A 6,590-nucleotide genomic window follows, 5' to 3' on the forward strand; every position below is an offset into this window, starting at 1 on the left:
CAATTTATTCACGCTAATCATATAAAGCAAAAAATCTTCGAAATACATAGCTTAATTTTTCTTATTCAGCTATATATTTCTGAAGATTTTCTAAATTATAGTTTTTAATAATTATAGTAATAAGTATCATCTATCTTTACACCATCTGATTTCCAGTTTTCAATACCTTTATAATGAAGTCTGAAAAAATGATACTTTCTATCTGTAGCTGTTTTCCCGGCTAAGGCATCTTTACAAACCTTAATGCAGGCTTTTTCATAAGCAGCTCTCCAGCCTGTGTTTTTTCCATAGTTTTTCATAGCCCGATCAAGTTTACCTCCCGGAGCACATAAAGCAAACTGATAACGTCCTGCGTACTTCTGGTAAACTACGCTTTTAATTGAATTAGGAAACTTTTTGCTAAGTACTCTGTTTATAACAGCATTAGCCGTGGCAAGCTTACCTTTGTATGACTGATTGCCTGCCTCAAGAAAGGTTACACAAACAAGAATTCTAAATTCTTCATCTGTATACTTTATTACATCTTTAGTCTTTTTATCGACTTTAGTTACTTTATCAATTTTAGTTAATTTATGGACTTTAGCAGTTTTAACTGCCTTTTTTACAGTCTTTTTATTATTCTTTTTATTTGAAACTACTTTTTTATCCTCTGCTTCACCGCGAGGAGTTTCATCTTCTTCTACCTCAATTTCTTCTACCTTTTTTGCTCCCGTATCAGCATCTTTCTCTTCAGATAAAGTGTCTTTTTCCCCTATACTTTCTTCCTTATCCTTAGTCTCGATAGCTGAACCTGTTGTAACAGTTTCTTCCGCTCTTACTACTGATGTAGTATTACTAAGTGCTATCCCCGCCAAAAGTATGCAGGCAAATGCCAGTATTTTAGTTCTCATTGTCTTTCCCCCAAGCCTTTCTTAATAAATTTGTAATATTTCCGTAATTATTATATATTATTTTACAGAATTTGGCAAGTAGGAATGAACATATCCATGTTTAGCGACATTTTCACAATACTAAATTTCTTTAACAATATCCTTATAACTAATCAGTTTTACCTTTCCGGTTTTTACCGCTCTGTCTATACAGCCTTTTGTAAACCCTGATTTAGCAAAAAGATAGAGATATGTATTTTTATAATTAAACATTCCGGCCCTCTTCTCAAGCAGTTCTAAAACTCCGACATCCACCTTTTCATTAGTCCATTTACATTCTGCAAATATAGCTGTGTCTTTGTCCTCTTCTCCCATAATATCAATTTCAGTCTGAGATTTGGTTTCCTTGTCATTTCCCCACCAACGTCCTAATTCACCAAATTGAACCGGCGACCTGCCTCTTATAAGGAGTTTCCATAAATATTCCTTACATATTTCCTCAAATACCTTACCCATATAGGTTGGAATATGTGGTTCTATCCTTTTATATGCTACATCCGTAGCACCTCTCATTATAATAGAGCTGTTTTCAGGTACAAATCTATACCAAAATCTGAATAAATTTTCATCAATCATATATATTGTTTTCTTTGAAACCTTTTCACCAAAAGGAAGTTCTTTTTTTACTAAACCAAGCCCAATAAGGCTTTTTATGTAGGTAGTGCATACACTTGTAGTCTCTCCGACTTTACCTGATATCTCAGACAGCCTTGAAGCACCTCCTGCTATGGCAGTAATTATTGCATTGTAAATAGCCGGTTCTCTAACCTCTTGTTTAAGCAGATTTTCAGGTTCTTCAAAAAGATAAGATGATGAAGTTAAAAATGTACATTTAATATTTTCTTCTATTGTAATATTCTCATTAATCTGTAAAAGATATTGAGGTGTGCCACCTACCATTCCATATATTAGCGCTACTTCTTCATCTGAAAATTTATTAAAATATTTATAAACATCTGTAAATTCAAATGGCTGTAACTTTATCTGTGCTGTTCTTCTTCCATATAAAGGTGATTTATATGCCAATACTTTATCTTCCATATAAGACATTGATGAACCACATAATATGAGCATAAGTTTTGAGCTTCCCTTGTGTTTGTCAATTACCATCTGCAATGTAGATGCAAGACTTTCAGAAGCTTTAGCCACATATGGGTATTCATCAATTGCTAAAATTATTCTTTCATTTTCTGCCAGTTTTATAATATATTCAAGTCCTGCCTGAAATGATGAAAATGATATATCTGTCGGTAAGTTTACATTATATTCCATAATACTCTTACTAAAGTTATCAAGATTCTGCTTTAAATTACTCTCTACCCCCATAAAATAAACAGCTTTCTTGTCTTTAATAAATTCACTGATAAGAGCAGTCTTTCCCACACGTCTACGCCCATACATAACTACAAACTCGAATTTATCAGAAGTATATAAACTATTTAACAAAGCTAATTCATTTTCACGCCCTACAAACATAACCTTTCTCCTTGTCTGCTTTTAAGCTTAGTTTAGCATTAAAAATAAAAATAGTCAAACACGATTTAGTTTATTATGCTTGACTATTTTATGGTAACATTATTTTTTTAAGTATATATTTTCTACACTTTATTTTAACATCCACTTTGTCTTTACAGGATATCTGGAATTAGAAATGTAAAATTCTTTATCCTCTATTTTCTCCCATTCATTTGGTTTAAATTGAAACTTAAATAAAATATAAGGTAAGATTATTTCTTTCTCTTCCCTACCTTTTAATTCAAATTCTAATCCAAGTGAATTACAAATATGATAAAACTCCATTTCCGTTGCGGTAGAGTATCCTGTTTTTTCAATAGAATTAGGTCTGGTATCCACAGTTTTGCTTTTATTAGTCTTGCTGAAATATGTTACATTAACCAAGATTATTTTCACTTCTTCATCCATTCCCAAATCATAATCATATTTCTCTTTTGCTTCCTCTTTAGAAAGAACTGTGTATCCATTTATTTTCATATTTACACTGTTGCTTACTTCTCTCTCCGTCCCAAATGGTATTATATCTTCCTTAACTGCCCTAATTTCACTATTTACTTTATATACTCTGAAAGCATATAATACAACAAGCAAAATAACTGCTCCTATAATAATCCTTTTTTTCACTCTGCCTTCCTCACTCTTCCTTCTTCCATTATAAAAATAATGTCAGATAACAAAGTTAACTCCTCCATATCATGTGAAGCCAGTATTATGCAGGCTCCTCTTTCCTTTTCCTCTTTTAATATATCAAGTAATTTTCTTACACTTTCCTCATCTAAGGCATTAGTCGGTTCATCAAGCAGAATTAATTCAGGTCTTTCCATTATGGCAGCTGCAATTCCAAGCTTTTGTTTCATTCCCAAAGAATATGTTTTATATTTCTTCTTAAAGCATAATTTCTCAAGCCCGACCTTTTCCATTACAGCTTCTATTTCTTCTTTTCCTATTAGCCCCTTTATATCAGCAAGCATTTTTAAATTATCATATCCGGACAGCGAAGGAATAAATCCTGGGTTTTCAATCAAAACTCCTACACTGTCAGGAAATGTCACATCTTTTCCTATCTGCTTCTCTCCAACCTTTACCAATCCATCAGTAGGCTTTATTAAACCACAAACAGCACGAAGCAGCATAGTTTTTCCGCTGCCGTTTTTGCCTTTTATTCCATAAATTTTTCCTTTATCCATTTCCAAGGAAACCTTATCTAAAACTTTGTTTTTATCAATTATCTTTGTTAATCCATCTACTTCAACATACATTTTACATTTCCTCCTGTTCCCTGCCATACACATCCATATTGCGGAAATACCTATATCCCCCAAAACCGCTTAGCAATAATACGATTGCGGAAACAATAATTCCTATGGCAAATGATATTTTATGAACTCTCAAAAGCATCGTATAGTTTCCTAACAACAAATCATTGCACCAGTATGCGGATATGGATAAATATCCTATCAGCACTATAACAGCTACAATATTATTCTGTAAAAATGAGATAAACATGCATACAAAACCAAGTACCATAAATAACAGCAATGGCATTATTACAAGACATAAATACCGTTTCATATCAGTTATATTATTGATATCTATCCTTAAAATTCTTTCACAAATTTCTTTATTAACTTCATTATGACTACTGCCGTTTAATACTGAAAATATAAAGCCTGTAAATACTATGCATAAATAATAAAAAATTACACTTAGAAAAATATACACACACTTCCCAAGCCACCAGCACCATTTATTGCCCGCTCTTATTAAAAACTGGTATCCCCTTTCCATATACTCTGTCTTTGGATAAGTACCTATTCCAAATAATACATATATATGTACAAATAACCAGGCTATGGGTATATCAAAAATATCTTGATTAGTGAGTTTACCCACCTCTTCTTTACCTGAAAAAATATACATAAGATAGTCGATAAGCCCTGCTTTATTAACCATATTCAGGCTAATTTTCTTATTCCAAAATGCTAAAATGACAGAAAGAAGTATAATAAATAGCAAATATATTTTATATCTTCTGAAAATTCCATTTTTAACATCATGTTTTATCTGCCTTTTTAATAAAAGGATATTATCAGCCACTAAATCCACTCCTTCTTCTTAATACACTGTTTCATTAAAACATAATAAATAATACAGGTAAAAATAATGTATAACAAATAACCGACCTTAATTCCTGTGCTATCCCACATTCTGTAATCAATAGTTAAAAAATTACAAAATAACGGAATTATCCTCTGAAACATTTCAAAAACTACAACTGGAATCAGTATTATAAAGGTTATTATGCTGTTATGAAGCCTCAAATCCAGAAAAATAATCCAAAGGCAGACAAAAATGTTTCTTATAAGCAGTGTAGCAAAAGCAATAATAAAAACTTTTATAAAACCTATATTTGAAGAATGTTCAGTTTTAAGTAAATAAATACTGCTTTCACTCCCCCAGTTGATAAGAGTTCCGGTTTGTAAACTGCTGATAAAGGTCACTACTATCATCACAAAAACAGTGCATATGGCAGAAAATAAAATTCCTTTCTTCATTCTTCTGCCTATTAATTTTTTCACACTTCCAAGTCGAATTAAACAATTTACCTCATCATCATACTTTATTAAATTGGTAAATAATATAATGACAAAAGGTAACATAAGCATACCATAAACTCTTGGATCTAAAAAATAAATATAGGAATCAGCCAAAGTGTAAAGTGCCCTGTAATAATATATTCCATTATATGGACTTGCAGCATAGTAAAGGAATAAAACACAGAATAAAAACATGGATATAATGATTAAGTTCAGATTACGCTTTAACATCCTGTTTCTTCCCTTTCCACATAAAAATTACATAGGACAATGTAAAAAACAGCAGAAAATAAAGTATATAAACCAATAAGTAATTATTGTTTGCTCCACCGTTTAACATAAAAAACAACGAATATTCAGTTTTATTTATCAGATTTGTAAGGGAATAAATAAAAAAGTAAAATACAAATGGAACTATCATCACTCCAAACTTATGTTCCGTAAAATATGTGTAACTAAGTGAAAGCGTAGCTATTACACCCGCAAAAAGAAAATCAATAACTATAAACATAAGTATATAAATCAGCGGATGTGTAAAGAAAACTTCATATGCCATAGTTGTAGGTGATATTGTCCCATTGGAGCCATTATCCGGCAAAAGTGCCGGCAAAAACATTGACGACATTATAAGATTTAGCAGCAACGGAACAATAACAGCTATTCCGCCTGATAAAAATACTGCCAGATATTTGGCTTTATAATAAATCTTTTTATCTATTCTTGTGCAGACATTTACTATATATCCGCTTTTCCTGTCTTCAAAAAATGAACTTCCAAAAGGAAGTACTGATAAAAGAGGCAAAATCAGATAAAATATATAGCTTTGAACAGGAAACAATTCATTCCCCATCCAGTTATTAAATAATCCGGTCGGTATATATAATGAATCTATCATTTCAGAAGATAATTCGTAACTGATAATTTTACTTTGCGGAATTATTACTGACACAACATGCCATATAGATAAACCGCAGCCTATAAGCAAAGCCAGTTTCATACCGAGAGTATTAAAAGCTCTCTTTATCTCATTAGTAAAAATTGTTTTCATAATCTTCCTACCTTACATAGTCTAGTTTTACTATACATTTATTTTCATCATCACTTCCCGGTGAAGCGCCTCTATCATTAATATCAAGGTAAAAATCTACATTTTTATCATTTATAAATTTATCTTCTACTAAGAATACTAAATTAAAATCTATTTTTTCTCCCTTTTTCATTTTTACCTTAAATGCACTTTTACTACTCATTGGAACATCATTATTGGAAGTCAGCATCTCATAACCTGTCTGCTGTATAGTATCTTTATAAGCTAATATATCTATAGTATTTAAATAAAAACCTCCAATTTTCTCATCTACATCTAAACATTCCAAAGATATATTAACGATAAAATAAGAATAACCATCTATTGCATTTCCATCCTTATCAACATGCCCTAAGTCATCTGAATAGTTGAAGTCTCCCAGCTTTTTAGATGTCGAAACTTTATTAATGGTATATCTGTTATAGGCAGTTTCAATAATATCATTTTGCGTTACAACTTTTA

8 protein-coding genes are annotated in these 6,590 nt (G+C 31.3%); all 8 read right to left on the reverse strand.

Annotation, left to right across the window (positions count from 1 at the left end; translation table 11 throughout):
* Window positions 1-104 precede the first annotated feature (104 nt).
* Window positions 105-890 (reverse strand): cell wall hydrolase, encoded by a 786-nt coding sequence (locus GCWU000282_RS13665; protein WP_023355754.1) that lies wholly within the window; start codon window positions 888-890, stop codon window positions 105-107.
* A gap of 120 nt (window positions 891-1,010) precedes the next feature.
* Complete coding sequence (locus GCWU000282_RS13670) at window positions 1,011-2,405, reverse strand: ATP-binding protein (protein ID WP_023355755.1); 1,395 nt, start codon at window positions 2,403-2,405, stop codon at window positions 1,011-1,013.
* 129 nt (window positions 2,406-2,534) lie between these two features.
* Window positions 2,535-3,068: a hypothetical protein gene (locus GCWU000282_RS13675; RefSeq protein WP_023355756.1), complete on the reverse strand. Its 534-nt coding sequence runs from the start codon at window positions 3,066-3,068 to the stop codon at window positions 2,535-2,537.
* Entirely contained in the window at window positions 3,065-3,703 is a 639-nt protein-coding gene (locus GCWU000282_RS13680; RefSeq protein WP_023355757.1) for an ABC transporter ATP-binding protein, read from the reverse strand. The genes GCWU000282_RS13675 and GCWU000282_RS13680 overlap by 4 nt, the downstream gene beginning before the upstream one ends.
* Window position 3,704: 1 nt before the next feature.
* Window positions 3,705-4,541, reverse strand: a complete 837-nt coding sequence (locus tag GCWU000282_RS13685) for a hypothetical protein (protein ID WP_035041126.1) — start codon at window positions 4,539-4,541, stop codon at window positions 3,705-3,707.
* Complete coding sequence (locus tag GCWU000282_RS13690) at window positions 4,541-5,272, reverse strand: hypothetical protein (RefSeq protein ID WP_023355759.1); 732 nt, start codon at window positions 5,270-5,272, stop codon at window positions 4,541-4,543. Before GCWU000282_RS13690 ends, GCWU000282_RS13685 begins: the two co-directional genes overlap by 1 nt.
* Window positions 5,259-6,089: a hypothetical protein gene (locus GCWU000282_RS13695; protein WP_023355760.1), complete on the reverse strand. Its 831-nt coding sequence runs from the start codon at window positions 6,087-6,089 to the stop codon at window positions 5,259-5,261. Before GCWU000282_RS13695 ends, GCWU000282_RS13690 begins: the two co-directional genes overlap by 14 nt.
* Before the next feature lie 7 nt (window positions 6,090-6,096).
* Window positions 6,097-6,590 (reverse strand): hypothetical protein (locus GCWU000282_RS16850; RefSeq protein ID WP_023355761.1); only part of this gene is annotated, 494 nt, incomplete at its 5' end.

This window comes from Catonella morbi ATCC 51271, assembly GCF_000160035.2.
Classification (GTDB): domain Bacteria; phylum Bacillota; class Clostridia; order Lachnospirales; family Lachnospiraceae; genus Catonella; species Catonella morbi.

Bases quoted from the DNA above. Each gene is read 5' to 3' on its own strand.
- GCWU000282_RS13690 (WP_023355759.1), bottom strand. From the start codon at position 5,272: ATGTTAAAGCGTAATCTGAACTTAATCATTATATCCATGTTTTTATTC.
- GCWU000282_RS13695 (WP_023355760.1), bottom strand. From the start codon at position 6,089: ATGAAAACAATTTTTACTAATGAGATAAAGAGAGCTTTTAATACTCTC.
- GCWU000282_RS13680 (WP_023355757.1), bottom strand. From the start codon at position 3,703: ATGTATGTTGAAGTAGATGGATTAACAAAGATAATTGATAAAAACAAA.
- GCWU000282_RS13670 (WP_023355755.1), bottom strand. From the start codon at position 2,405: ATGTTTGTAGGGCGTGAAAATGAATTAGCTTTGTTAAATAGTTTATAT.
- GCWU000282_RS13665 (WP_023355754.1), bottom strand. From the start codon at position 890: ATGAGAACTAAAATACTGGCATTTGCCTGCATACTTTTGGCGGGGATA.